Source organism: Arsenicicoccus cauae, from assembly GCF_043162025.1.
GTDB classification, from domain to species: Bacteria; Actinomycetota; Actinomycetes; order Actinomycetales; family Dermatophilaceae; genus Arsenicicoccus; species Arsenicicoccus cauae.
On sequence record NZ_CP171001.1, the window covers coordinates 1,971,484 to 1,994,438 of the forward strand.

Below are 22,955 nucleotides of genomic sequence, written 5' to 3' on the forward strand. Positions count from 1 at the left end.
GGGTGACGGACGACACCCGCCGCGCCTGGCGGCCCCTGCCCACCGACCGACCCGTCCGCGTCGCCCTGCTCGGCCACGGTCTCGCGGGCAGCGTCTTCCACGGCCCCCTGCTGGCCGCCGACCCCCGGTATGCCGTCGCCGTCGTCATGACCTCGTCGCCCGAGCGAGCCGAGGCCGCGCGCGCCGCCCACGCCGACGTCGAGATCGTCCCGGACGCCGACGCCGTTTGGGAGCGGGCCGACGACCTGGACCTCGCGGTCGTGGCCACCCCCGGCGAGACTCACGCGCGGTTCGGCATACGGGCCCTGGAGTCCGGGCTGGCGTGCGTCCTCGACAAGCCGGCCTGCACCACGGACGTCGAGGGAGCGGAGCTCCTCGCGACCCGCGACCGGACCGGCGTGCCGCTCACCGTCTTTCACAACCGCCGCCTGGACGGAGACTTCCTCACGGCCGTGCGGCTGCTGCGGGAGGGCCGGCTGGGCGAGCTGGTGCGCCTCGAGTCCTCGTTCGAGACCTGGAAGCCCACCGTCACCAAGGCCTGGAAGGCCGGCGCGAGCCCCGCCGAGGGTGGCGGCGTGCTCTACGACCTCGGACCGCACCTGATCGACCAGGCGATCCGGCTCGCAGGCCCGGTCGAGGAGTCGTATGCCGAGCTGCGCGCGCTCCGCGCGGGAGCCGTCTCGGACGACGACGCCGTCGTGGTGCTGCGGCACGCGTCCGGCGTCGTGAGCCACCTGACCATGAGCACCCAGGCCCGCCGCCCGGGGCCGCGGATGCGGGTCCTCGGCACCGAGGGCGCCTGGAGCTGCTACGGCGTGGACGGGCAGGAGGGCGCCCTCGGTGCGGGCGCCTCGCCGCTCGACGCGGACTTCGGGCTCGCCGGGGCCGGGCGGGGGAGCGTGCTCACCACCGACGCAGGCGACAAGGCGGTGCCGATGGAGCGGGGGGACTACCCGCGGTTCTACGCCGAGCTGGCCGATGCGCTGCAGGGACGGGGCACGGTCCCGGTCGATCCCGCCGACGCCGTGGGCGTGGTGGGTCTCATCGCAGACCTGCATCGTCGTCACCCGGTCCGATCACGCCCGTAGACTCGATGGCGTGCTGCCGGATCACGCTGACCTCGCCTATCTCGACCATGCCGCCACGACCACCGTCCGCCCCGAGGTGATCGAGGCGGTCGCCGCACGCCGATCCGTGGTCGGCAACCCGTCCAGCCTGCACACGGCAGGCCGGGCCGCGCGGCGCGTGGTCGAGGAGTGCCGCGAGCAGATCGCCGAGGCGGCGGGGGCGCGCCCGTCCGAGGTCGTCTTCACCTCTGGCGGGACCGAGGCCGACAACCTGGCGGTGGTCGGCGGCTATCGCGCACGCCGCGCCGCGGACGCCCGACGACGCCGCGTCCTGGCCAGCCCGGTCGAGCACCCTGCCGTGCTCGATGCCGTCGAGCACCTGGTCACCCACGAGGACGCCGAGGTGACCTGGCTGGAGGTGGACGAGGTCGGCCGGGTGCGGCTCGACCAAGCCCGGGCGGCCCTCGAGGAGGACCCCGCGTCCGTCGCTCTGGTGAGCCTCATGTGGGCCAACAACGAGGTCGGCACGATCCAGCCGGTGCGCGAGCTGGCCGAGGCGGCCGCCGCCCACGGCATCCCCGTCCACACCGACGCCGTGCAGGCGGTGGGGCACGTGCCGGTGGACTTCGGGGCGTCCGGGGTGACCCTGCTGTCCCTCACCGCGCACAAGCTCGGCGGGCCCGTGGGGGTGGGCGCCCTCCTCGTGCGACGCGACGCGGCCGTGTCGCCGCTCACCCACGGCGGAGGTCAGGAGCGGCAGATCCGCTCCGGCACGCTGGACACCGCCGGCATCGTCGGCCTGGCCACGGCGCTCGAGATCGCCTGCCACGAGCGGGAGCCCGAGACCGAGCGACTCGTGGGGCTGCGCGACCAGCTGCTGCAGGGGGCACTGGGGCTCGGTCTCGGCATCCGCGTCGGGGGCGACTGGGAGCCCGGTGACGCGACCCGCCGACTGCCCGGCAACGCCCACCTGCTCGTGCCCGGCTGCGAGGGCGACTCGTTGCTCTATCTCATGGACGCGGCCGGCGTGCTCTGCTCCACGGGCTCGGCCTGCCACGCCGGCGTGCCGCAGCCCTCGCACGTCCTGCTCGCCATGGGGCTCAGCGAGACCGAGGCCCGTGGGGCCCTGCGGCTCACCCTCGGCCACACCTCGACCGAGGCCGACGTGGCTCGGGCGCTGGGAGCGCTGCCGGCCGCCGTCGAGCGTGCCCGACGCGCCGGGTCGCTCTCGGTCTCGGGGGAGGTCGCGAGCTGATGCGTGTCGTCGCCGCGATGAGCGGAGGCGTGGACTCGGCCGTCGCGGCCGCCCGCATGCTCGACGCCGGGCACGATGTCGTGGGCGTGCACCTGGCCCTGTCCACGTCCGCCGCGACGCTGCGCGAGTCCGCGCGCGGCTGCTGCACCCTCGAGGACGCCGGCGACGCCCGCCGGGTGGCCGACCGGCTCGGGATCCCGTTCTACGTCTGGGACATGGCCGCACGCTTCAGGGCCGATGTCGTCGAGGACTTCCTGCAGGAGTATGCCGCCGGCCGCACCCCCAACCCCTGCCTGCGCTGCAACGAGCGGATCAAGTTCGCGGCGCTGCTCGACAAGGCCCTGGCGCTCGGCTTCGACGGCGTCGCGACGGGGCACTACGCGCAGGTGGTTGAGGAGGTCGGCGCCGACGGGACGGTGCGGCGCGAGCTGCACCGCGCCGTCGACCCTGCCAAGGACCAGAGCTATGTGCTCGGTGTGCTCGACGCGGACCAGCTCGCGCGCTCGTTCTTTCCGCTCGGCGACTCCACCAAGCCGCAGATCCGCGAGGAGGCGGCGGACCGCGGCTTCGCGGTGGCCAAGAAGCCCGACTCGCACGACATCTGCTTCATCGCCGACGGCGACACCCGCGGCTGGCTGGCCGGGCGGCTGGGGGAGCAGCCGGGCGAGATCGTCGACGAGACGGGGTCGGTCGTCGGCAGCCACCAGGGCGCCTACGCCTACACCGTCGGGCAGCGACGCGGCCTGCGCCTCGGGCGGCCGGCCGCGGACGGTCAACCGCGGTATGTCGTGGACGTCGACGTCCCCCGCAACCAGGTGGTCATCGGCCCGGCGGACCTGCTCGGCATCGATGCCATCCGCGGCGACCATGCGCGGTGGTGCGGCGAGCCGCCCGCCGGCGAGGTCGAGGTCGGCGCGCAGCTGCGGGCCCATGGCGAGGAGCTGCCGGCCCGGGCCTGGGTCGACGGCGACGACGTGCAGGTCCGGCTGCAGGAGCGCACCCGGGGCGTGGCCCCCGGGCAGTCCGTCGTGCTCTACGACGGCACCCGGGTCGTGGGGTCGGCCACGATCGCCGAGACCTGGCGCACCTGAGACCTCCGCGGCATGAGGGCCGCCGGGGCCGGGTATGCGACGTACCCCATCAGCGGTCGGCACCCACGACGTCGGCCGCACGACCGCCAAGGAGACGACCATGACGGACATCGATCCGCAGAGCACGGAGCTGCGCAACCACGAGCTCGCCGACGAGGACACCCGCCAGCACACCGAGACCGCCGTCGAGGGTGACACGCAGGACCAGCAGGACACCGAGCGCGCGCACTCGGAGGACCCCGCCGAGGGCTGAACCTCCCTGGTGAGAGGCGACAGATGGGGGTCATCCGCGACGGGTGACCCCCATCTGTCGCCTCTCGGACGAAGTGCGAGGTGGGAGCCGGATCGCGCTACCGTCGGGGCGTGACGAGAGCGACAGGGATGGGTTCGTGGCCGGGCACCGACGTGCGCGAGACGCAGCGTGGGGTGCGCGAGCTCCTCGCCGAGCACGGCCTGCCCTACCTGCCCGAGCTGCCGGACCGCGGTCCTGGCGCCGACATGATCGGGCGCGCCGCGGCGCTCCTCGTGGACCTGCACGTCGACCTGCAGCCGATGGGCTGGCGGTTCGTCGACCGTCCCGGCCGCGACGCCGAGCGTGCGCGCACCTGGTGGCGCCAGGACCTCGACGAGCTGGCCGAGACCTTCGACGGCTACGAGGGCGAGCTCAAGGTCCAGGTCGCCGGGCCGTGGACCCTCGCGGCGTCGGTGTGGCTGCACCGCGGCGAGCGCAGCGTCGTCGACCCGGGCGCCGTGCGTGACCTGGCGGGCTCGCTCGCCGAGGGCATCAGGGGCCACGTGGCCGAGGTCGAGCGCCTCGTGCCGGGGGCCCGCGTCGTGCTCCAGCTCGACGAGCCGTCGCTGCCAGGCCTGCTCGCGGGCCGCCTGCCCACCGCCAGCGGCTTCGGCCGGATCCCCGCCGTCGACTCGTATGTCGCCGCCAACCTCGTGGGGGAGGTGCTGCAGGCGGCGGGGGATCGGCATACGGCCGTCCACTGCTGCGCCAAGGGCACGCCCCTGGCCATGCTGCGCACCACCGGCGCGTCCGCGCTGGCCGTCGACGCCACGGTGCTCGGCCCCAAGGGCTGGGAGTCCTTGGCGGCGACGCTGGAGTCGGGCACCGACGTGTGGCTCGGCAGCTATGCCTCGGCGTCGCCGCTGCCGACCGTCGCCGCCGTCCACGACGGGTTGGTCCGTCGTTGGCACGAGCTGGGCCTGGCCGCAGCCGATCTCGCGGAGGTGACGGTCTCCCCGGCGTGCGGGCTCGCGGGCCTGTCGCCGTCCGACGCCGTCGCCGCGCAGCGCCTCGCCGTGCAGGTCGCGGAGGCGGTCACCGAGACGGCCCTCGGGTGAGTGCTCCCGGGATCCCCTGGCAGCTCAAGTGGATCGGGCTCGTGCTCATCTGGGGATCCAGCTTCCTGCTGATGAAGGTCGGGCTCGACGCCCTGGCGCCCCTGCAGATCTCGACGCTGCGGGTGCTGTCCGGGGCGCTCGTCGTCATCACGCTGCTGCACCTCGGGCGGGGCCGGCTGCCCAGCCAGCGCCGCGCCTGGCTGCACCTGCAGGTCGTCGGATTCTTCCTGTGCACGGCGCCGTTCACGCTCTTTGCGCTCGGCGAGACGCGAGTCAGCTCGGCGCTCGCCGGCATCGGCAACGCGGTCACGCCCATCGCCACCGTCGTCCTCACCATGCTCTTCGTCCGGGACGAGCACTACTCGCTGCCGCGCCTGCTCGGGGTGGTGCTGGGCTTCCTGGGGGTCGTGGTGATCATGCAGCCGTGGGCGGTGCACGAGCGGCCGGACCTCCTGGGTTTCGGCATGACCTTGGCCGCAGGCATGTCCTACGGCGTCGGCTGGACCTGGCACCGCGTGCACCTCAAGCGCTACGACCCGGGTGGGCTCAGCATCCCGGCGGGCCAGCTCGTGAGCGCCTCGGGGCAGCTCGTGCTGCTGCTGACGGTGTGGTGGGCGCTCGGCGGTTCCGGGCTGGCGGCACCGTGGTCGGCGCGACTGGTGCGGCCCGAGGGGTCGGTGACGTGGTCGCTGCTCGCCGTGCTCGTGCTCGGGGCGGTCGGCACCGGGTGGGCGTTCACCGCGCAGTTCGACGTGGTGCGGGCGGCCGGGGCGACCGTGGGGACCTCGGTCACCTATCTCATCCCGGTCGTGTCAGTGCTCCTCGGGGTGCTCGTGCTGGGCGAGCACGTGACCGCGTGGACGTTGGTGGGATTCGCGTTCGTGCTCGCAGGTGCGCTGCTGATCGGCCTCGGCAACCGATGGGCCACGGCATACGGCGCCCGCCGAGGCGCGGGGCGCACCATCGGCTGATCACTTCGCGGGCAGGGACCGCGCGAAGCCCAGCCCCACCTCGAGCCAGCCTCGCAGACCCTCGTCCGTCGCCAGCGTCCGCTCGTCGACGACCAGCCAGTTGTGCAGCGCCCGGCCCTGCATCACCATGCGGCTGGTGCCGGGCTCGGTGGCCAGGCGGTCCGCCTCCTCCGGGTCGCAGCGCAGCATGAGGCTGCCGCGGCTGGTGGCGGCGACCGCCAGGTTGCCCGATGCCAGGAAGGCCAGCCCGCCGAACATCTTCTTCTCCGTCACGTCCAGGTCGTCCTGCACGTGCGCCCGGATGCGGGCGGCGAGGTTCTCGTCATACGCCATGACACCGATCATGACCCCGCGGGGCGCAGGCAGGGGCCTGTCGGACCTGTCTGGCACGATGCTCGTATGGCGAGGAGCAAGCCCCCCACCAGCGGGGTCACCGACGACGAGGCGGACATCCCGACGAGCGGCACCGAGGTCGCCGACGCGTCGGTCGCGGCTCGTCACGAGTGGACCGACCTGGCCCAGCGCGTGGTGGAGGCGCAGGAGGCCTACTACGGCCAGGACGCCCCGACGATCTCCGACGCCGAGTACGACCAGCTGATGCGTCGCCTGCAGGCGCTCGAGGACCAGTTCCCTGACCTGCGGACGCCGGACAGCCCGACCCAGCGGGTGGGGACCTTCCACCAGGCGACGGACTTCGCCCCGGTCACGCACCTGGAGCGGATGCTCAGCCTCGACAACGTCTTCTCCGCCGACGAGCTCGCCGAGTGGCTGGCGCGGGTCGAGCGGGGGCTGGAGGGGGCGCCGCACTACCTGTGCGAGCTCAAGATCGACGGGCTCGCGATCAACCTGCTCTACGAGGGCGGTCGTCTGACGACGGCGGCCACGCGCGGCGACGGCCGGGTGGGGGAGGACGTCACCCCCAACGTCCGCACGATCGAGGGGATCCCGCACCGGATCACCGGCGACGACGTGCCGGACGTGCTGGAGGTGCGCGGCGAGATCTTCTTCCCGATCGAGGCCTTCGGCGACCTCAACGCGAGCCTGGTCGAGCAGGGCCGGGCGCCGTTCGCCAACCCGCGCAACGCGGCGGCAGGATCCTTGCGGCAGAAGGACTCTCGTATCACCGCGACGCGCCCGCTGCACATGCTGGTGCATGGCATCGGCGCGCGGTCGGGCTTCCCGATCACCCGCCAGAGCGAGGCCTACGAGCTGCTCACGGCGTGGGGCTTCCCGACGTCCAGCCACTACCGGGTCTTCGGCAGCCCGCAGGAGGTGCTGGACTTCGTCGCTCACTACGGTGAGCACCGGCACGACGTCGAGCACGAGATCGACGGTGTCGTCGTCAAGGTCGACGAGATCGCGCTGCAGGGGCGGCTCGGGACGACCTCGCGGGCACCTCGGTGGGCCATCGCCTACAAGTACCCGCCCGAGGAGGTCAACACGACCCTGCTCGACATCCGGGTCAACGTCGGCCGGACGGGCCGGGTGACGCCCTACGGCGTGATGGAGCCGGTCAAGGTCGCCGGGTCGACCGTCGAGATGGCGACCCTGCACAACGCCTTCGAGGTCGTGCGCAAGGGCGTGCTCATCGGCGACACCGTCGTGCTGCGCAAGGCCGGCGACGTCATCCCCGAGATCCTCGGCCCGGTCGTGGACCTGCGCGACGGGTCCGAGCGGGAGTTCGTCATGCCGACCCACTGCCCGGCGTGCGGGACCGAGCTCGCCTACGAGAAGGAGGGTGACAAGGACATCCGCTGCCCCAACGCCCGGTCCTGCCCGAGCCAGCTGCGCGAGCGCATCTTCGGCCTGGCCTCGCGGGGAGGTTTCGACATCGAGGCGCTCGGGTGGGAGGGCGCGATCGCGCTCCTCGACGCGGGCGTCATCGCCGACGAGTCCACGCTGTTCGACCTCACCGCCGCCGACGTCGCCCGGGTGCCGCTCTACACCCGCGCCGCCACCAAGAAGGAGCTGGCCGATCCGGAGGCCGTGCCCGCGCCGGGCGTCGTGGACGGACGCGTGCTGTCGGCCAACGGCCGCAAGCTCGTGGACAACCTCGCCCACGCCAAGGAGCAGCCCCTGTGGCGCGTCCTTGTGGCGCTGTCGATCCGACACGTCGGACCGACAGCGGCCCGGGCGCTCGCCACGCACTTCGGGTCGATGGACGCCATCCGCGCGGCGTCGGTGGACGAGCTGGCGGACGTCGAAGGGGTCGGGGGCGTGATCGCCGAGTCGGTCGTGCAGTGGTTCGAGGTCGACTGGCACCGCGAGATCGTCGACCGGTGGGCGGCGGCCGGGGTGCGCATGGCGGACGAGCGGGACGCCTCCGTCGAGCGCACCCTCGAGGGTCTCACCGTCGTCGTGACCGGCTCGCTCGAGGGCTTCACCCGTGACTCCGCCAAGGAGGCGATCATCGCGCGCGGCGGCAAGGCGGCCGGTTCGGTCTCCAAGAAGACCGACTTCGTCGTCATCGGCGAGGGCGCGGGCAGCAAGGCCGCCAAGGCCGAGGAGCTGGGACGCCCGATCCTGGACGAGGCCGGGTTCGTGCGCCTGCTCGGGGAGGGCCCGGACGCGGTGTCCTGACGGGGCGTTGCGCCGGTTGCCTGATCCCCTCCATCTGGGGGCCCTCGGCAGCCCACCCCGCCGAGAGCGCCGGGAGCAGGCTTGAGGGCCCAGCGTCACGATCCGGCCACGCAGGCCGCGGAGGTCGAGGGACTCACCCGTTCAGCGGCATACTCGTGCGCACCGGCGCGGCAGGAGCAGGCGCCCTGAAGTGAGACTGGAGTCTCGGCCATGAGCGACCAGACGTGGCAGATCATCTCGATGGTGATCTACCTGATCGGCATGATCTACATCGGCTACTGGGCCTACCGGCGAACGGCGGGCCTCGGCGACTACATGCTCGGCGGGCGCGGCCTCGGCCCCGCCGTCACCGCCCTGTCCGCCGGAGCCGCCGACATGTCCGGCTGGCTGCTCATGGGTCTGCCCGGCGCGATCTACAAGACCGGGCTGGTCGAGGCCTGGATCGCCGTCGGCCTGACGATCGGCGCCTGGCTCAACTGGAAGCTCGTGGCACCCCGCCTGCGGGCCTACACCAAGGTGGCGAGCGACTCGATCACCATCCCGAGCTTCCTGGAGAACCGCCTGCGCGACCGCTCACGCCTGCTGCGGGTCGCCTCCGGCATCATCATCCTCGTCTTCTTCACGTTCTACGTGTCCTCCGGGATGGTCGCGAGCGGCGTCTTCATGGAGAAGTCCTTCGGGATGGAGTACCACGTCGGGATGCTCCTGATCGTGGCGGTGACGGTCGGCTACACCCTGTTCGGCGGCTTCCTGGCGGTGAGCTACACCGACTTCGTCCAGGGGCTGATGATGTTCCTGGCCCTGATCGCCGTGCCGCTGCTCGGGCTGTTCGCGGTCGGCGGGCCGTCCGGGGCGATGGAGTCCATCCGACAGGCCAACCCCGACGCCTTGTCGATGGTCAAGGGGGCCACCGCCGTCGGCGTCATCAGCTCGCTCGCCTGGGGCCTCGGCTACTTCGGGCAGCCGCACATCATCGTGCGCTTCATGGCGATCCGCACCGTCGAGGAGACCAAGCAGGGCCGTCGCATCGGCATCGGGTGGATGGTCCTGTCCTGCCTCGGTGCCATCGCGACCGCGTTGATCGGCCTCGCCTACTTCCAGCAGCACCCGGCCGACAAGATCACCAACCCCGAGACGGTCTACATCGCGATGGGGCAGATCCTCTTCCACCCGATCGTCGCCGGGTTCATGCTCGCCGCGGTCCTCGCCGCGATCATGAGCACCATCTCCTCGCAGCTGCTCGTGACCTCGTCCGCGCTGGTCGAGGACCTCTACCAGATCATCGCGCGCCGCGAGGGGTCGGACTCGTCATACGTCCTGCTCGGTCGCCTGGGCGTGCTCGCGATCTCGGTCATCGCCGCGGCCCTCGCCTGGACGACGGACTCGCCGATCCTCGCGCTCGTGGCCTTCGCCTGGGCCGGCTTCGGCGCCGCCTTCGGGCCGACGATCCTCATGGCGCTCTTCTGGCGCAAGCTCACCGCGCAGGGCGCCATCGCCGGGATGGTGGCCGGTGCCATCCTCGTCGGCATCTGGGGAACGCGCGACGGTGGCATCTTCGACCTCTACGAGATCCTGCCCGGCTTCGTCGGCAACCTGGTCGTCACCACCGTGGTCAGCCTGATGACCCACCGGCACGACGCGGAGATCCACGCCGAGTTCGACGAGACCGTCCGTCAGGTGCGTCGCGAGGAGCGTGCGGCCGCCGCAGAGGCCTGACCGGCAGGAGGGGCGGCGGCGCGCCACTAGACTGGCGACCATGTCTTCCCTGTCCCGTGACCAGGTCGCGCACCTGGCCAACCTCGCGCGCATCGAGATGACGGACGCCGAGCTCGACACGATGGCCGGGGAGCTGGCCGTCATCCTCGACTCGGTGGCCCAGGTGGGCGAGGTCGCCGCCGCCGACGTCCCCCCGATGTCGCACCCGATGCCCCTGACCAACGTGACCCGCCCTGACGTGGTCCGCCCCGGCCTGACCCGCGAGCAGGCTCTGTCCGGCGCGCCGGAGCAGGAGCTCGACCGGTTCCGGGTGCCGCGCATCCTGAGTGAGGACTGATCTCCCGTATGACGACCACCGACCTCACCCGCCTCACCGCTGCCCAGATGGCCGACGGCCTCGCGGCCGGTGACTTCACCTCCCTGCAGCTCACGCAGGCCCACCTCGAACGCATCGCCGCCGTCGACGGCTCCGTCCGGTCCTACCTGCACGTCGACGCCGAGGGCGCCCTCGCCACAGCCCGCGAGGTCGACGAGGCCCGCGCCGCCGGCGAGCCGCTGCACCCCCTCGCGGGCGTGCCGATCGCCGTGAAGGACGTCATGACGACCGTCGGGCTGCCGACGACCTGCGGCTCCAAGGTGCTCGAGGGCTGGATCCCACCGTACGACGCCACGGTGGTCAGCAAGATCAAGGCCGCGCGCCTGCCGATCCTCGGCAAGACCAACATGGACGAGTTCGCGATGGGGTCCTCCACCGAGCACTCGGCCTACGGCCCGTCGCACAACCCCTGGGACCTCGAGCGCACCCCCGGCGGCTCGGGCGGGGGCTCGAGCGCCGTGGTCGCGTCCTTCCAGGCGCCCCTCGCGACCGGCACCGACACCGGCGGCTCGATCCGCCAGCCCGCCTCGCTCACCGGCACGGTCGGCGCCAAGCCGACGTACGGGGGCGTCTCCCGCTACGGCCTCGTCGCGCTCGCCTCGTCCCTCGACCAGGCCGGCCCCTGCGCCCGTACCGTCCTGGACACCGCCCTGCTGCACGAGCTGATGGGTGGTCACGACCCGCGCGACTCGACGTCCATCGACCAGCCGGTGCCGCCGGTCGTCGAGGCCGCCCGCAGCGGCGACGTCTCCGGCCTGCGCGTCGGCATCGTCAGGGAGCTCACCGGCGAGGGCTACCAGGCGGGCGTCCAGCAGCGTTTCGACGAGGCCGTCGAGCTGCTCCGCGCCGGTGGCGCCGAGATCGTCGAGGTCTCTTGCCCCCACTTCGACTACGCCCTCGGCGCCTACTACCTGATCCTGCCGAGCGAGGCGTCGTCCAACCTCGCCAAGTTCGACGCCATGCGCTACGGCCTGCGCGTCGCCCCGGCCGGGGTCGAGGCGCCCAGCGCGGAGCAGGTCATGTCCGCCTCCCGCGAGGCGGGCTTCGGCGACGAGGTCAAGCGGCGCATCATCCTCGGCACCTACGCCCTGTCCAGCGGCTACTACGACGCCTACTACGGCCAGGCGCAGAAGGTCCGCACGCTCATCGCGCGCGACTTCGAGGCCGCCTTCGCACAGTGCGACGTGCTGATCTCCCCGACGATGCCGACCACTGCCTTCCGGCTGGGCGACAAGCTCGACGACCCGATGGCGATGTACCTCAACGACGTCGCCACCATCCCCGCCAACCTCGCCGGCATCCCCGGCATGTCGGTGCCCGTGGGGCTCGCGCCCGAGGACGACCTGCCCGTGGGGCTGCAGGTGCTCGCGCCGGCCATGGCCGACGACCGGCTGTACCGCGTGGCGGCCTACGTCGAGCGCGAGCTGGAGAAGGCCTGGGGCGAGCCGCTGCTCGCCAACGCGCCCGACCTGGGAGCCGCGACGCCTGCCCCCGGCACGCCCGACCAGACCTCCGAGACGCGGAAGGACGGCTGACCCATGGCCACCACGCACGTCGAGCCCGTCCTCGACTACGACGAGGTGCTCGAGCGCTTCGACCCGGTGATGGGCCTCGAGGTCCACGTCGAGCTGAGCACCGCGACCAAGATGTTCTGCTCCTGCGCCACGGAGTTCGGCGCCGAGCCCAACACCCAGGTGTGCCCGGTCTGCCTCGGCCTGCCCGGCGCGCTGCCCGTCGTCAACGCCAAGGGCGTCGAGTCGGCGATCCGGATCGGCCTGGCGCTCAACTGCGAGATCGCGCAGTGGTGCCGGTTCGCGCGCAAGAACTACTTCTACCCGGACATGCCCAAGAACTTCCAGACCTCCCAGTACGACGAGCCCATCGCGTTCGACGGCTACCTGGACGTGGAGCTCGAGGACGGCACCACCTGGCGGGTCGAGATCGAGCGGGCGCACATGGAGGAGGACACCGGCAAGTCGCTGCACATGGGCGGCGCGACCGGTCGCATCCACGGCGCCGACTACTCGCTGCTCGACTACAACCGGGCGGGGATCCCCCTGATCGAGATCGTCACCAAGCCGGTGGCCGGCGCGGGGGAGCGTATGCCGGAGGTCGCCAAGGCCTATGTCTCGGCGATCCGTGACCTCATGCGGGCGCTCGACGTGAGCGACGCGCGCATGGAGCAGGGCTCGATGCGCTGCGACGCCAACGTCTCGCTGATGCCCAAGGGGTCGACACAGCTCGGCACCCGCACCGAGACCAAGAACGTCAACTCGCTGCGGTCGGTCGAGCGGGCCGTGCGCTACGAGATGACCCGGCACGGCGCGATCCTGTCGTCCGGCGGCACGATCCTGCAGGAGACGCGGCACTGGCACGAGGACACCGGGGTCACGACCTCGGGGCGTGAGAAGTCCGACGCCGAGGACTACCGCTACTTCCCCGAGCCCGACCTGGTGCCCGTCGCCCCGAGCCGCGAGTGGGTCGAGGAGCTGCGCGCCACCCTGCCCGAGCCTCCCGGCCGGCGGCGCAAGCGGCTGCAGGGGGAGTGGGGCTACTCCGACCTGGAGATGCGCGACGTCGTCAACGCCGGCGCGGTGGAGCTGATCGAGTCCTCCGTCGCCGCCGGCGCCACGCCCGCCGCCGCCCGCAAGTGGTGGATGGGTGAGGTGTCCCGTCGCGCCAACGACCAGGTCCGTGACCTCGCCGACATGGGCGTCACGCCGGAGCACGTCGCCGAGCTGGACGGGATGGTCCGGGACGGCCGGCTCAACGACTCGATGGCCCGTCAGGTCATGGACGGCGTGCTGGCCGGCGAGGGGTCGCCTCGCGAGGTGGCCGACGCGCGGGGCCTCGAGCTGGTGCAGGACGACTCCGCGCTCGAGGCCGCGGTGGACGAGGTGCTCGGCCGCAACGCCGACATCGTCGCGAAGATCAAGGACGGCAAGGTGCAGGCCGCCGGGGCCCTGATCGGTCAGGTCATGAAGGCCATGAAGGGCCAGGCCGACGCCGGCAAGGTCCGCGAGCTGATCATGACCAAGTGCCAGTGACCGGGCGCGCGTAGCCATCGCAGCCGGGGTCACCCACCGAAGGTGACCCCGGCTGGGGCATACCGGCCTGCTAGGAGGCCCGCTGCGCCCGGGTTGGGCTGGCCGAGCCAGGCGGTGAACAACGCCTGCGAGGTGGCGGTGCGCATGGCCGAGCCCAGCGACGAAGTGCGGTCGGACCTCACGCACCCGCTCGTCATAGCTGCGGACGTCGAGCAGCAGCACCGCGCGGTCAGGGGTGACATTGCTCCTGGCCCAGGACTGGAGGGGCAGCGCGTCGGTGTCGGCGCGAAGAGCACGCACGGGCCCCTCGCCGTTGCGCAGCACGCCCACCACGTCGCTGGCCAGGACGTCGGCGACGGCGACCGCGACGGCTCTCGTGGTCGCTGCGTCCTCAGCGGCGGCCGGCGCCGAGCAGCCCGCCCAGCACGTCCCGGATGATCGTGCCCGTGTCGAAGCCCCGGGCCTCGCGCTGGTCGGCGTTCTGCTGGGTGCCCATCCCCGTCTGCCCGGTGGCTGAGCCGAGCACCGAGCCGAGGATGTCGCCGAGGACGGTGTCGCCCACGCCCCCACCCTGCGCCTGTCCCAGGCTGCCGCCGGCGCCGGCCTGGCCGAGGACCTGCTTGGCGAGCCAGGACATGACGATCGGGGCGAGGATCGGGATCAGGCGCTGCACGAGCGGCCCGCCGACGCCCTGCAGGCCGCCGAGCTGCTGGGCCACCTGCTCCTGGTTGCCCCCGAAGATGTGGGCGGCGATGGCCTCGCCGTCGCGGGTGTCCACGGCCCCCAGGTCGACGGGGCCGTCCGTCAGCCGGGGGTCGTGCTGGCTGAGGGCCCCGGAGATCGACCGGGCGCCCGCGGGGTCGGCCGCGTTGGCCTGCAGGCCCCCCAGCAGCGCGGGCAGGACCGCGGCGGCGGCGTGCTGCACGTCCTCGGGCCGGGCGTCGAGCTGCTGGGCCAGGTCGGCCACGGGAAGCGTGCGCAGGATCTCGTCGACGGCGGTCATGGGGGCTCCTCGGGATAGGGGTCGGGGTGGTCCACCGCCAACCTACGACAGGCGGGGGCCCGTGGGAGCACCCGCACCGCCCGCAGTGGAGCGAGGGCTTCGGCGGGGGGGGGGTGATCCACACGGTCCTGCCGCACCGACGGGGCCGACCTCGCCGCCGCCCTCGACGCGCTGCGTTCCTCACCCGCGCCACTTCCCCTGGTGGAGAGCAGGATCCGTGACGAGACGGATGAGCTGCGCAAGCACGTCAACGTCTTCGTGGACGGGGTCGACGTCGAGCGGGGCGCAGGCACCGGCACGGTGCTGCGTGAGGGGGCCACGGTGATCATCCTGTCCGCCGTCTCGGGCGGGTGAGCGAGCCTCGGCGGAACGACATACGGTGGGGGGCATGACCCTCGTGACCCTTGCCGACCAGGACTGGATCGACCGCGTGGGCCCGGTGCCCGGGGTCGAGATGATCCCGTGGGACCTCACGGGCCCGTGCCCGCGGGCGGACGAGGTGGAGATGGTCGTCGCCCCTTACACCCTGTCGGCGGACGGGTTCGAGCGGCTCGCCGACCTGCCGCGGCTGCGGGCCTTCCAGCTGCTGTCGGCCGGCTACGAGCACGCCGTCCCCTTCGTCCCTGAGGGGGCGAGCCTGCTCAACGCCCGTGGCGTCCACGCCGCCGGCACCTCCGAGCTCGCCCTCACGCTGACCCTGGCGGCGCAGCGTGGCGTCCCCTGGATGCTCGAGGGCCACCGCCGGCAGCACTGGCAGGACAAGCACTTCGAGCCCGGGCTGGCCGACCAGCGCGTCCTCGTGGTCGGCTACGGCGACATCGGGCAGGCCATCGTGCGCCGGCTGCAGCCGTTCGAGCCCGAGATCACCGTGGTCGCGAGCCGGGCCCGCGCCGGGGACGACCTCGTCGAGCGGGTGCACGGCATCGACGAGCTCGACGCCCTCGTGCCGCACCAGGACGTGATCATCCTCATCGTCCCGCACACGGACGCCACCGACCGGCTGGTGGACGCCGACTTCCTGGCCTCGATGCGCGAGGGGGCGCTCCTGGTCAACGTCGCCCGCGGGCGCGTCGTCGACACCGACGCCCTCGTCGCCGCGACGCGGTCGGGGCACGTGCGCGCCGCCCTGGACGTCGTCGACCCGGAGCCGCTGCCCGACGGTCACCCGCTGTGGTCCACCCCCGGGGTCCTGATCGCGCCGCACGTCGGCGGTCTGGCGCACGGGTTCTGGCGCCGCGCGAGCGATCTCGTCCGCCGACAGCTGCACCACATCGCGTCGGGCGAGCCCTTCGACAATGTCGTGGAGATCGCGCGGTGAGACACTGTCCGCATGGCTGAGCACATCACCGTGACCCGCGAGGACAGCCGGCACCGCTACGAGGTGCGGCTGGACGGCGAGCTCGCAGGCTTCGCCGACGCCTACGTCGAGGGTGACGAGGCCGGTGGGAGTGGGGTGGTCGTCGTGCCGCACACGGAGGTGGACCCCGCCTTCGGCGGGCAGGGGGTCGGCTCGGCCCTCGTCCAGGGGCTGCTCGAGGACGTGCGCGCTCGGGGTCTGGTCGTGCGGCCGCTCTGCTCCTTCGTGGCGGCCTACCTCGACAAGCACCCGGAGTACGCCGACCTGCGGGCCTGACCGGTCCGCCGAGCCGGGTGGATCAGGCGGGTGATGCCGTGCCGTCGGTGTCGTCGTCCCGGGTCAGCGCCGCCTCCAGCACCGCCACCAGATGGTTCTCGAGGTCGTCCGGGCCGACCTGGGCCGGGTCCAGCAGGTGCTGCAGGGCGCCCCCCTGAAAGGCCGCGAAGAGCAACCGGGCGAGCTCCAGGCTGCTGACCGGCAGCCGTATGCCGTGCCGCCGCAGGTAGCCCTCCAGCGTGGCCGCCGTCTCCTGATGGCCGCGGGCGACGACCTCGCGCCAGGCCGCCCCCGCCTCGGGGTCGCGGATGGCGTGCAGCATGAGCTCGGTCTGCAGCAGCAACCATTGCTGGCGCTCGCCGGGCTGGTCGGACCACAGGGTCAGCACCCCGTGCAGCAGCTCGCGTGGCGTGAGGTCGTCCTCCTCCGACAGCTCGCGGACGCGGTCGCGCAGCCGGGCGGTGCGCTGCGCGACGAGCTCGACCACCAGCTCGTCTCGGGACGCGAAGTTGGAGTAGAACGCCCCGCGTGTGAATCCCGCACGGTCGCAGACGTCCTCGACGCTCGTGCCGTGGAACCCCCGCTCCGCGAATGCCTGGGACGCCGCGGCGAGGATCCGCTGACGGGTGGCCTCGCGACGTGCGGACCGCGGCGGGGCATCACTGCGAGTGGTCATGCCCTCACGATACACCTGTGAATTGAATACGGGAATGAACCCGGATACGCTGGTGTATCAGAAGATGTCCCCAGTCCTCCCCGCAGGACGACCCGAGCCCGGTCGATCCCGGGCACCAAGGAGCAGTGCGTCATGGCGCTCATCGCCCACGCAGCAGCCGTCGACGGGCCGCACGGCCCGTTGCTCCTGCCGACCTCGCTGGCCGCCCGCAAGGGAGAGGTGACGGTCGTCGCCGGTGACCCGGGGCCTGCGGCCACCACCCTCGCGCTGGCCCTCGGCGGTCGCGTCCGTCTCGACGACGGGAGCATCACCTGCAACGGCGACCCCGAGCCGCACGTCCGTCGCCGTCGCGTCGCCCTCGTCGACGTCCCCGGCGTGACCGAGCCCGAGCCCGGTCTGCCGATCGAGGTCGTCGTGGGGGAGGAGCTGGCCCTTGCCGGCCTACCGTCCCGGCGAGCCGACATCCGCGCCTTCCTTCGTGAGCGTGGCGCCGAGGAACGCTCGGCGCAGCGGTGGGAGTCCCTCGAGCCGTCCGAGCACGTCCGCTGGCTGGCCGAGATCACCGCACAGCGTGAGGACGTCACCGCCGTCGTGCTGACCAGCCCGGACCGGTGGGGCGGCTCCCCGCACGCCTGGCACGGCGTCGCCCAGGTGCTGGCGGACCAGGGTCTGGTCGTCGTGGTCCTGGCGACCCACTCGAGCGTCCGTCTCCTCGGCCTCGAGAGCACCTACGAGCTGGGGGTGTCCGCATGAGGGCCCATCGTCTCGCCATGGCCGAGCTGCGACGGCTGACCAGCGGACCGCTGCTCCGCCTCGCCCTCGCCGCCATGCTGGTCATACCGAGCCTGTATGCCGGCCTGTACCTCTATGCGAACCGTGACCCCTATGCCAACCTGCGCAACGTCCCCGCCGCCGTCGTGGTGGAGGACGCCGGGACCACGCTGGCCTCCGGGGAGCGCCTGGCGGTGGGGGACCAGGTCGCACGGACCCTCCTCGACGGCCACACCTTCGACTGGCACCGCGTCTCGCGCGCGGACGCCGTCGCGGGCGTCGACGACGAGCACTACGACTTCGCGCTGATCATCCCGGCGGGATTCTCCGCCGACCTGGCCTCGGCGGGATCCACCTCGCCGCGGCAGGCCCACCTCGAGCAGTACACCAACGACACCAACGGCTATCTCGCCCGCACCATCTCCAGCACGGTCGTCGCGGAGGTGACGAAGTCCGTGGCCTCCCAGGTCAGCTCGACCGCCGCGGCCCAGCTGCTCGACGGGATGAGCACCATCCACGGCAAGATGCAGCAGGCCGTCGACGGCGCGGGGCAGCTCGCGACGGGCGTGGGGCAGCTGGGTGACGGGGCGGGACGGCTGTCCACCGGAGCCTCGTCGCTGCGCGACGGTGCGGTCCAGCTGCGGGACGGGGCGAACCGCCTGGCCAGTGGGGCGGACTCGGCCCGCTCCGGTGCGTCGGCGCTCGCCGACGGGGCCGGGCAGCTCGACGACGGCCTGGCGACGCTGGACACCAAGACCGCGGCGCTGCCGGGACAGACGGCACAGCTCGCCTCCGGCGCCCGTCAGGTCGCCGACGGCAACGCCGCCCTCGCCAAGGGTGCGACCCAGCTCGCGTCCGGCGCCACGGCGGCGTCCACGGGAGCCGGACAGCTCAAGGCCGGTGCGGACACCCTGCACAGCGGTGCGGCCAAGGTCGCGGCTGGCGCCCACCAGGTCGCCGCCGGCAACGCCAAGGTCGCCGAGGCGGGGTCGCTCGCCAAGGACGGCGCCGCCCAGATCGACCGGGCCCGCAAGCAGCACAAGGGTGAGCTCCAGGGGCAGATCGACGCCCTCAGCCAGCAGGTCGCGGCGCTGGGCGAGGCGATCGACGCGCTGCCCGCCGACGACCCCGCCCGCGCGCGCCTGCAGCGCATCCACGACACCCTGCAGACGCGCCTCGGGAGCGCGGACGACGACCTCGCGTCCCTCGACGCGGCCCTGGACCGGGCGTCCGCCACCGTCACGAGCGCGTCGGGCAAGCTCACGACCCTGGCCGAGGGGTCCCAGCAGGTCGCGGCGGGTGCTGACCAGCTCACGTCGGGCAGCGCCACGCTCGCCGACAAGCTGGGCGAGCTGCAGGCCGGGACGGGCCGGCTCGCCACGGGCGCCACCACGCTGTCGGCCGGCGCCACCAAGGCGGCCACCGGTGCCGGCCAGGTCGCCGACGGTGCGGACCGGCTGGCCGCCGGGTCCGTCCAGCTGCATGACGGGATCGCCGCGGCGCACGCCGGCAGCACCAAGCTCGACGACGGGGCCACGCGGCTGAGCGCGGGCCTGGACACCCTCGCCACCGGAGCCCACACCCTGGCGTCGGGCGAGGACAAGGCCGTCGCCGGGGCACAGCAGCTCGCCGCCGGGGCCGGGCAGCTCCGCGACGGCGCGACCAAGGCCCAGCAGGGTGCCCAGCAGCTGCACGACCAGCTGGCCGCCGGGGTCAAGCAGGTCCCGGCCTACACCCAGCAGCAGCGTGAGGCCGCGGCGCAGACGGTCGGCAACCCCGTCGCGGTGCGGGCGAGCAACCCCGCCCAGGCCGCGAACTACGGCGCCGGGCTGGCCCCGTTCTTCGTCAGCCTCTCCCTGTGGATCGGTGCCTACGTGCTCTTCCTCCTGGTCAAGTCCCTGTCCACCCGGGCCCTCGCCGCGCAGCAGCCGGCCTGGCGGGTCGCCCTCAGCGGGTGGATGACCCCCGCCCTGGTCGCCGGCGGCCAGTCCTTCCTGGTCTACTGGCTCGTGCTCCAGGGCCTCGGCTTCCACGTCGAGCACCCGGTGTGGGCCGTCCTGTTCATGGCCTTCGTCTCCATCACGTATGCCGCGGTCCTGCACGCCCTCACCGCCCGGTTCGGAGCCGTCGGCAAGTTCCTCGGCCTCGTGCTCCTGGTGGTGCAGCTCGTCTCCGCGGGCGGGACCTTCCCCTGGCAGACCCTCCCCGGGCCGCTCCGGGTGCTGCACCACCTCCTGCCCATGAGCTACGCCATCGACGGGCTGCGCCACCTGATGTATGGCGGCCGCATGGCCTTCGTCGCCCTCGACGTCGCCGTGCTGGCGGCATACCTCGGGGTCGCGCTGGCGGCCGCCGGCTGGGCGGCCCACCGGGCCCGCATCTGGACCCCGGCGAGGATCAAGCCCGACCTGGTCCTGTGATCTCGGCCGGCACCACCGCAAGGCCCCGAACTGCGGGTGGGTCCGGCACGCTGTAGCCAGCACCGGACCCACCCGCGCGCTCACCCCCACCAGCAGGAGAGCCCATGTCGGCCAGCCCGTTCGCCATCGATCCCTGGCGTCTCGTCGAGGAGCACGTCGACCCGCAGCGCCTCGGGCTGACCGAGGCGCTGCTGACCGTCTCCAACGGCGTCATCGGTCTGCGCGGCGCCCTCGAGGAGGGGGACCCGGCGTTCGAGACCGGGGTCTTCGTCAGCGGGGTCCACGAGACCTTCCCGCTGTCCTACCCGGAGAAGAGCTACGGCGACCCGGACCAGGGTCAGGCGCTGGTCAACGTCCCCGACGGGATGCGGGTCCGGCTGCTCGTCGGCGACGCGCCTCTGGACATCACGGCCGGCACCGTCCACGAGCACCGCCGGGTGCTGGACATGCGCACCGGCGCCCTCACCCGCGAGCTGGACTGGAGCGCACCGGGCGGCGACCGCATCCGGGTCACGACGGGCCGGCTCACGTCGCTGGTGGAGCGTTCGCTCGCGGCCGTGCGCTACGAGGTCGAGGCGGTGCAGGGGCCGGTGCGGCTGGTCGTGCAGTCGGACCTCGCCGCCAACGACACAGTGCCCATCATCGACAACGACGACCCGCAGGTCGCCGCGGCGCTGCGCCGGCCCTACCGCGGCGTGCGTCGCACCGCGTGCGGGGACGGTGGTGTCCTCGTCCACGAGACCATCCGCAGCGGCGTACAGGTCGGCTCGGGCTGCGACCACGTGATCACGGTCACCCGCGCGAACGGTCGGGTCGAGCGGGTCCACCCGCGGGTCGTCGTCGACGAGGACCACGTCCGCACCACCGCCGTCGTAGAGCTCGAGGCGGGGGACCGCCTGACCATCCTCAAGCTGCTGGCCTACGTCCGCGACGGGGACCGCCCCTTCGGCGTGCTCGGCGACCACGTGCGCGCCCACCTGGCCGTCGGGCACGACCTCGGGTGGGAGCAGCTGGTCGCCGGCAACCGCGAGCACCTCGACGCCTTCTGGGACGACGTGCACCTGGAGGTGGAGGGGGACGACGAGCTGCAGCAGGCGCTGCGCTACGCGCTCTTCCAGGTCTACCAGGCCAGCGCGCTGATCGAGGACGCCCCCATCGGCGCCAAGGGGCTCACGGGCGGCGGCTACAGCGGCCACACCTTCTGGGACATCGAGGGATTCGTCGTCCCGACGCTGACCATGGTCGCCCCCCGAGCGGCCCACAACCTCCTGCGCTGGCGGTCCTCCACGATCGGCGCAGCCCGCGAGCGCGCCGAGCAGCTGGGGCTGCGCGGCGCCTCCTTCCCCTGGCGCACCATCGACGGGCACGAGGCGTCGGGCTACTGGCCCGCAGGGACCGCCGCGATGCACGTCAACGCGGACATCGCCCGCGCGTTCGATCTCTACCGCCACGTCCGGGGCGAGCTGCAGTTCGAGCGGGCGCACGGCGTGGAGGTGCTCGTAGAGACGGCGCGGCTGTGGATCTCCCTGGGGCACAACGACCGTCAGGGACGCTGGCACCTCTACGGCCTCACCGGTCCGGACGAGTACACCGCGGTCGTCGACGACAACGTCTTCACCAACCTCATGGCGGCGCGCAACCTGCGGGCCGCGGTCGCCTCGTGCGGGCGGCACCCCGACCGGGCGCGCGAGCTGGGCGTGGGCAGCGAGGAGACGGCCACCTGGGCCCGGGCCGCCGACGCCGTGCACGTGCTCTACGACGAGCACCTCGGGGTCCATCCGCAGTGCGAGAGCTTCACCGAGTACGACGAGTGGGACTTCGCGTCGTGGGGCGACCGCTACCCGGTGCAGGAGCACGCGCCCTACGTCCAGATCTATCGCCACCAGATCGTCAAGCAGGCGGACCTGGTCCACGCCCTGTGGTGGTGCGGGGACGACTTCACCGACGAGCAGACCGCCCGCGACCTCGACTACTACGAGGCCCGCACCGTCCGCGACTCCTCCCTCTCGGCCGGGATCCAGTCGGTGGTCTGCATCCAGACCGGCCACCTCGGACTCGGCCTGGACTACCTGCGCGAGGCCGTGCAGGTCGACCTGCACGACCTGCAGGGCAACACCGAGCAGGGTCTGCACCTCGCGTCGCTGGCCGGGGCCTGGCTCGCCCTCACCGCCGGGCTCGGCGGCCTGCGCGAGGACGGTCCGCTGGTCCAGCTGTCCCCCCGCCTGCCCGACGGTCTGACGGGCTATCGCTTCAGGTTCCTGTGGCGGGACGCCCGGATCGAGGTGCACGCCCGCGAGCAGGTCACCGTGAGCGTGGCCGGCGTGGACTCCCTCGACCTCGTCCTCTACGGCGACCAGGTGACCATCACGCCCGACGAGCCGGCCGTGGTGCCGGTCCGGTCGGTCGAGCCGCTGCTGTCCACGCCGCGTCAACCGGTCGGACGATCGCCCCGCGACCTCGCCGGTGCGTGAGGATGGCGGTATGACGGACACCTCCCGCACCCTGCTGCTGATGCGTCACTCCGAGGCCGGCCACGGCGGCGGAGGCGACCACGCCCGCACCCTGACCAGCGGGGGCCGGGACGACTCGCGTATCGCCGGTCGGTGGATCGCCGAGCACGTCGGGGCCCTGGACCTCGCGGTCGTCTCGAGCGCGACCCGCACGCGCCAGACCTGGGAGGCGGCCACCGAGGGAGGCGCCCAGGCGGCGGCGGTGGACCTGTCGGACGAGGTCTACGACGCGGGTCTCGCCGAGCTGCTGGCCCTGCTCACGCACCTGCCCGACGAGGCTCGCACCGTCCTCGTCCTCGGGCATGCCCCCGGCATCCCCGCCCTCGCACGCACCATCGCCTCCAAGGACGGCCCGCGCGACGTGGCCGATGCCCTCCAGCGGGGGTTCCCGACCACCACGCTGTGTCGCTTCGAGGTCGAGGGGGACTGGCTCGACGTCGGGGCGGCCACCGCCGACCTCGTCGACGTGGTCGTGCGCCAGGACTGACC

The 22,955-nt window shown here is 72.9% G+C and carries 21 protein-coding genes; 18 read left to right on the forward strand and 3 right to left on the reverse strand.

The annotated features are described in order from the left end of the window. Positions 1–2 precede the first annotated feature (2 nt). From ACF3NS_RS09215 to ACF3NS_RS09240, 6 genes are all read left to right on the forward strand, one after another. Positions 3–1,088, forward strand: coding sequence for a Gfo/Idh/MocA family oxidoreductase (locus ACF3NS_RS09215; protein ID WP_392465651.1), 1,086 nt, complete (start codon positions 3–5; stop codon positions 1,086–1,088). Between the two features lie 10 nt (positions 1,089–1,098). Beyond that, entirely contained in the window at positions 1,099–2,322 is a 1,224-nt protein-coding gene (locus ACF3NS_RS09220) for a cysteine desulfurase family protein (RefSeq protein ID WP_392465654.1), read from the forward strand. Then, positions 2,322–3,413: a tRNA 2-thiouridine(34) synthase MnmA gene (gene mnmA / locus ACF3NS_RS09225; RefSeq protein ID WP_392465655.1), complete on the forward strand. Its 1,092-nt coding sequence runs from the start codon at positions 2,322–2,324 to the stop codon at positions 3,411–3,413. The genes ACF3NS_RS09220 and mnmA overlap by 1 nt, the downstream gene beginning before the upstream one ends. Positions 3,414–3,513: 100 nt before the next feature. Further along, positions 3,514–3,666 carry a hypothetical protein gene (locus ACF3NS_RS09230; RefSeq protein ID WP_288797420.1) on the forward strand — a complete coding sequence of 51 codons (153 nt, stop codon included), beginning with the start codon at positions 3,514–3,516 and terminating at the stop codon, positions 3,664–3,666. 110 nt (positions 3,667–3,776) lie between these two features. Further along, positions 3,777–4,763 (forward strand): methionine synthase, encoded by a 987-nt coding sequence (locus ACF3NS_RS09235; protein ID WP_288797421.1) that lies wholly within the window; start codon positions 3,777–3,779, stop codon positions 4,761–4,763. After that, positions 4,760–5,734: a DMT family transporter gene (locus tag ACF3NS_RS09240; RefSeq protein WP_392465657.1), complete on the forward strand. Its 975-nt coding sequence runs from the start codon at positions 4,760–4,762 to the stop codon at positions 5,732–5,734. The genes ACF3NS_RS09235 and ACF3NS_RS09240 overlap by 4 nt, the downstream gene beginning before the upstream one ends. On the opposite strand, the gene ACF3NS_RS09245 is transcribed toward ACF3NS_RS09240, so the two are convergent. After that, positions 5,735–6,067, reverse strand: a complete 333-nt coding sequence (locus ACF3NS_RS09245; RefSeq protein ID WP_392465659.1) for a TfoX/Sxy family protein — start codon at positions 6,065–6,067, stop codon at positions 5,735–5,737. A 66-nt stretch (positions 6,068–6,133) separates the two neighbouring features. On the opposite strand from ACF3NS_RS09245, the gene ligA reads away from it, so the two are divergent. From ligA to gatB, 5 genes are all read left to right on the forward strand, one after another. Beyond that, positions 6,134–8,314, forward strand: coding sequence for an NAD-dependent DNA ligase LigA (ligA, locus tag ACF3NS_RS09250; RefSeq protein ID WP_392465662.1), 2,181 nt, complete (start codon positions 6,134–6,136; stop codon positions 8,312–8,314). 210 nt (positions 8,315–8,524) lie between these two features. Next, entirely contained in the window at positions 8,525–10,030 is a 1,506-nt protein-coding gene (gene putP / locus ACF3NS_RS09255; protein WP_392465663.1) for a sodium/proline symporter PutP, read from the forward strand. A gap of 40 nt (positions 10,031–10,070) precedes the next feature. Beyond that, entirely contained in the window at positions 10,071–10,367 is a 297-nt protein-coding gene (gene gatC, locus ACF3NS_RS09260; protein ID WP_154593475.1) for an Asp-tRNA(Asn)/Glu-tRNA(Gln) amidotransferase subunit GatC, read from the forward strand. Between the two features lie 8 nt (positions 10,368–10,375). After that, positions 10,376–11,941 carry an Asp-tRNA(Asn)/Glu-tRNA(Gln) amidotransferase subunit GatA gene (gatA, locus tag ACF3NS_RS09265; protein ID WP_392465665.1) on the forward strand — a complete coding sequence of 522 codons (1,566 nt, stop codon included), beginning with the start codon at positions 10,376–10,378 and terminating at the stop codon, positions 11,939–11,941. Between the two features lie 3 nt (positions 11,942–11,944). Then, positions 11,945–13,453, forward strand: coding sequence for an Asp-tRNA(Asn)/Glu-tRNA(Gln) amidotransferase subunit GatB (gene gatB, locus ACF3NS_RS09270; protein ID WP_392465668.1), 1,509 nt, complete (start codon positions 11,945–11,947; stop codon positions 13,451–13,453). Between the two features lie 391 nt (positions 13,454–13,844). On the opposite strand, the gene ACF3NS_RS09275 is transcribed toward gatB, so the two are convergent. Further along, positions 13,845–14,456 (reverse strand): DUF937 domain-containing protein, encoded by a 612-nt coding sequence (locus tag ACF3NS_RS09275; protein WP_154593472.1) that lies wholly within the window; start codon positions 14,454–14,456, stop codon positions 13,845–13,847. Between the two features lie 198 nt (positions 14,457–14,654). Here ACF3NS_RS09275 and ACF3NS_RS09280 point away from each other — a divergent pair, with 198 nt between their 5' ends. From ACF3NS_RS09280 to ACF3NS_RS09290, 3 genes are read left to right on the forward strand one after another with little or no spacing between them, the layout of a single operon-like run. Further along, positions 14,655–14,810, forward strand: coding sequence for a MoaD/ThiS family protein (locus ACF3NS_RS09280; RefSeq protein WP_230082871.1), 156 nt, complete (start codon positions 14,655–14,657; stop codon positions 14,808–14,810). 34 nt (positions 14,811–14,844) lie between these two features. Then, the gene (locus ACF3NS_RS09285) at positions 14,845–15,774 is read left to right on the forward strand and encodes a 2-hydroxyacid dehydrogenase (RefSeq protein ID WP_154593470.1); all 930 of its coding nucleotides are present in this window, start codon (positions 14,845–14,847) and stop codon (positions 15,772–15,774) included. Between the two features lie 12 nt (positions 15,775–15,786). Continuing rightward, complete coding sequence (locus ACF3NS_RS09290; protein ID WP_019287852.1) at positions 15,787–16,089, forward strand: GNAT family N-acetyltransferase; 303 nt, start codon at positions 15,787–15,789, stop codon at positions 16,087–16,089. A 22-nt stretch (positions 16,090–16,111) separates the two neighbouring features. On the opposite strand, the gene ACF3NS_RS09295 is transcribed toward ACF3NS_RS09290, so the two are convergent. Further along, a complete protein-coding gene (locus ACF3NS_RS09295; RefSeq protein WP_154593469.1) occupies positions 16,112–16,765 on the reverse strand; it encodes a TetR/AcrR family transcriptional regulator in 654 nt (217 codons plus the stop codon). A 132-nt stretch (positions 16,766–16,897) separates the two neighbouring features. Here ACF3NS_RS09295 and ACF3NS_RS09300 point away from each other — a divergent pair, with 132 nt between their 5' ends. The 4 genes from ACF3NS_RS09300 (at position 16,898) to ACF3NS_RS09315 (ending at position 22,953) form a co-directional block, all read left to right on the forward strand. Next, positions 16,898–17,518 (forward strand): ABC transporter ATP-binding protein, encoded by a 621-nt coding sequence (locus tag ACF3NS_RS09300; protein ID WP_154593468.1) that lies wholly within the window; start codon positions 16,898–16,900, stop codon positions 17,516–17,518. A gap of 17 nt (positions 17,519–17,535) precedes the next feature. Continuing rightward, positions 17,536–19,956 carry a YhgE/Pip family protein gene (locus ACF3NS_RS09305; RefSeq protein ID WP_392465672.1) on the forward strand — a complete coding sequence of 807 codons (2,421 nt, stop codon included), beginning with the start codon at positions 17,536–17,538 and terminating at the stop codon, positions 19,954–19,956. Positions 19,957–20,060: 104 nt separating this feature from the next. Continuing rightward, positions 20,061–22,427 (forward strand): glycoside hydrolase family 65 protein, encoded by a 2,367-nt coding sequence (locus ACF3NS_RS09310; RefSeq protein WP_392465675.1) that lies wholly within the window; start codon positions 20,061–20,063, stop codon positions 22,425–22,427. A gap of 10 nt (positions 22,428–22,437) precedes the next feature. Then, positions 22,438–22,953 carry a histidine phosphatase family protein gene (locus ACF3NS_RS09315; RefSeq protein ID WP_288797433.1) on the forward strand — a complete coding sequence of 172 codons (516 nt, stop codon included), beginning with the start codon at positions 22,438–22,440 and terminating at the stop codon, positions 22,951–22,953. Positions 22,954–22,955 lie beyond the last annotated feature (2 nt).